Origin of the sequence: Pseudonocardia pini (assembly GCF_013870575.1) — a bacterium.
Classification (GTDB): Bacteria; Actinomycetota; Actinomycetes; order Mycobacteriales; family Pseudonocardiaceae; genus Pseudonocardia; species Pseudonocardia pini.
The window spans coordinates 1-2,833 of sequence record NZ_JACBXB010000721.1 but is presented as its reverse complement, the minus strand read 5'-3'; the positions used below and the strand labels follow the sequence as shown (position 1 = coordinate 2,833).

At 74.8% G+C, this 2,833-nt stretch carries 4 protein-coding genes and 1 pseudogene; 1 reads left to right on the top strand and 4 read right to left on the bottom strand.

Annotated elements, in window-relative coordinates; translation table 11 throughout:
- The 4 genes and pseudogenes from H5J29_RS27815 to H5J29_RS27800 all read right to left on the bottom strand — a co-directional run.
- A pseudogene (locus H5J29_RS27815) lies at positions 1-185 on the bottom strand (TetR family transcriptional regulator); the annotation flags it as partial.
- A gap of 59 nt (positions 186-244) precedes the next feature.
- Positions 245-634: a nuclear transport factor 2 family protein gene (locus tag H5J29_RS27810; RefSeq protein ID WP_181783952.1), complete on the bottom strand. Its 390-nt coding sequence runs from the start codon at positions 632-634 to the stop codon at positions 245-247.
- A 136-nt stretch (positions 635-770) separates the two neighbouring features.
- Complete coding sequence (locus H5J29_RS27805; RefSeq protein ID WP_312858449.1) at positions 771-1,739, bottom strand: phytanoyl-CoA dioxygenase family protein; 969 nt, start codon at positions 1,737-1,739, stop codon at positions 771-773.
- Entirely contained in the window at positions 1,736-2,557 is an 822-nt protein-coding gene (locus H5J29_RS27800; RefSeq protein ID WP_181783950.1) for a class I SAM-dependent methyltransferase, read from the bottom strand. Before H5J29_RS27800 ends, H5J29_RS27805 begins: the two co-directional genes overlap by 4 nt.
- 66 nt (positions 2,558-2,623) lie before the next feature.
- Between H5J29_RS27800 and H5J29_RS27795 the strand changes: the two genes are divergently transcribed.
- On the top strand, positions 2,624-2,833 hold a 210-nt coding region (locus H5J29_RS27795), incomplete at its 3' end, for a hypothetical protein (RefSeq protein WP_181783949.1).

The following is a 2,833-nucleotide window of genomic DNA, read 5'->3' as shown; positions in this document are numbered from 1 at the left end:
CGGCTGCCGAAGTGCCGCAACACGGTCTGCACGCTCACCCCGGCCCGCGCGGCGACGGCGTCGAGCGTCGGGTCGAGGTCGAGGGTCTCCTCGGCCAGGGCGAGCACGGCGGCCAGGATCCGCTGCCGGGTGGCCTCGACCGACGCGGCCCTGCTCCGCATCGTGTAGGCGCGCCGGCTCGTCACGAGAGGTGATGGTGCCGCCCCGCCGATTTGACGTCAATGACGACTCACACGAAATGCCGCTACCCGGCCGCGTCGACGATCTTCCAGTAGGAGTCCTTGCGGAGCACCCGGCCGTCGCGGAACTCCCAGTGGTCGCAGCCGCGGACGCGCACCCGCTCGCCCTCGGGTCGCGTGCCCGTGAGCAGCCACTCGGAGACGCCGAGGTCGCCGCTGACCCAGTGTCTGCCGTCGCCGTAGTGGACGTCGGGCAGCCCGGCGAAACGGCTCGCCAGGCCCTCCCGCACGGCCGGCTTGCCGACGAGCCGCCTGCCCCACGGCTCGGGCCCCCTCGGCATGTCCAGCGAGCAGTCCTCGGTGAAGAACTCCATGATCGCGTCCAGGTCGTGCGCGTTGAACGCGGCCGTGATCGCCTCCAGCGTCTCGACCGACGCCCCACCCCGATCCGTCATCGCCGGACCTCCCGTGCCCTCGGTGCGGACCGCGAAGGATAGGCCCCCGGTCGGCGGTTCGGGACCGCTCCGGAGGTGACGCGAGCGCGGTCGTCGCGCAGGGGGGCCGCGCCGTCGCGGGGCTCCGACTCCGACCTCAGCCGCGGATCAGCGGGTTCCGCGGGCTCGCCACGACCTCGCCCGGTCCGACGCCCGGGACGAACGTCCGCCAGGCCCCGCTGACCATCGTCGGGGCGGGCACGACCCGCACCCCGTCGGCGAAGTAGGTGGTGGCCAGGGCCATCCGCGCCGCCGTGGTGCGGTTCGCGCCCGCGGTGTGGACGCAGTGGGCGGAGTGGAAGCTCATCTCCCCCGTGGCGAAGGGCCCGTCCTCCACGGCGACGGCGTGGGCGCGGAAGGTGGCGGAGACGCCCCGGTCGTAGGAGGTGCCGTGCTTGTCGAACTCCACGTCCCGCACGAGCTCCCAGGTCCGGGCGCCGCGGGCGAACGCGAGCGGGCCCATCTCACGCGGGGTGGCCTGCAGCGGGATCCACGCGGTCAGCACCGCGGCGGAGTCGAGCGGGAAGTGGTGGGCGTCGTAGTGCCACGGGGTCCGGCCCGCGCCGGGCTCCTTCGACAGGGCGTTGTCGTGGTAGAGCCGCACGCCGTCCACGCCCAGCAGCGCGGCCGCGATGCCGCCGACCCGCGGCGAGAGCACCGCCGAGGCGACCAGCGGGTCGTCGAGCCACATCATCTCGAGGCTCTGGAAGCCCACCTCGGGATCGACGGCCGCCGCGAGCAGCTCCCGCAGACGGGCACGCAGACGGGCGAGCGCGCCGGGCGTGAGCACGCCGGGGAGCTTGACGAACGACTCCGTGCGGTAGGACGCGACCTGCGCAGCGGTGAGCGGGTAGGGCTCCGCGAGCTCGGCCGCCACCTCGGCGTCGGACGGGAGGGGGCCGGGATCGGCCGGTGCGATCTCCAGCAGCGGACCGTCCGCGGCGGGCCCGTCGGCGAGCGACATGTACCAGTTCCACCACTGGTCGTTGCCCCGGTCCCACTCGATCCCGACGTCGGAGGCGGTGCCGGCTGCGGTGGTCGCGGACAGGTGCGGGTTGGTCGTCACGGGTGCTCCCACGTGATCAGGTGGGCTTCGTGCGCGAAGGTGTAGGAGCCGTCCGGAGCGCGGCATCCCCGCAGGTAGGAGGCCAGGGGCTCGACGTCTTCCATCCGCTCCAGGGACACCGTGTCGTCGAACGCGCAGCGCTGCAGGAACCCCTCCACGACCGCGCGGTCGGCCGTCCCGGTGCGGTAGGGCAGCACCTGGACGCCGACGTCCGCCCCGGCGGCGCGCAACGCCTCGGCCACGCCCTCGGCGTCGGTGTACGGCGTGGCGTCCGGGGCGAAGGCCGGGCGGTAGGCCTCGTAGAACTCCAGGTAGTGCGAGCGCGCGCTCGCCTGCGCGACGACGCCGAACCCGCCGGGACGCAGGGCCCCGACCATCCGCGCGACGCCCGCGGCCAGCTGGTCGGGAGGCAGCGCGTAGAGCGCGTGGGTGGCCCAGGCGACGTCGTAGGCCGCAGGCGCGTCGAGGTCCTGCAGCACGATCTCGTGCTCGGCGGCCGCGACGAAGGGCGGCGCCAGCACCGAGCGCGCCTCCGCGATGCTGAAGGCCGAGGGATCCAGCAGGTCCACCTCGACCACAGGCTCCGCGGGCAGGCCCGCGGCGAGCAGCGCGGCGGGGAACCTCCCGCTCCCGCAGGCGACGTCGAGCAGCCGCACCCGGCCGTCGACGGCGTGGCGGCGCAGGTCCGCGGCCCAGTCCCGGGCGGCCGCGAGCTGCCGGTAGTCCTCGGTGGCGAGCGCGTAGAAGGCCTGCATCTCCGCCCGCCCCGCCTCGCTCCAGTGGTCGAGGCTGCGCTGGGCGGTGTCGGGGCGCGTCACCCTCCGAGCCAACCACGCCCGGGAGTTCGCCGCGCCGCGAAACCGGGAACGCCCTAACGTCAGGACGTGACGACATCGAGCACGGCCCTCCCGCTCGATCGGCTCCGCGACGCGCTGCGCGACGGCCCGGCCCTGCCCGCGCTCTCGCTCGAGGGCTACGCGCGCACCCACGCGGCGTTCGAGGCCGCGAGCGACCAGCGTGCCCGGCTGCAGGAGTGGATGGCCGAGGTCCTGCCCGCGCTGCTGCCGGGCAGGGACCCGCTGCGCGTCGTCGGG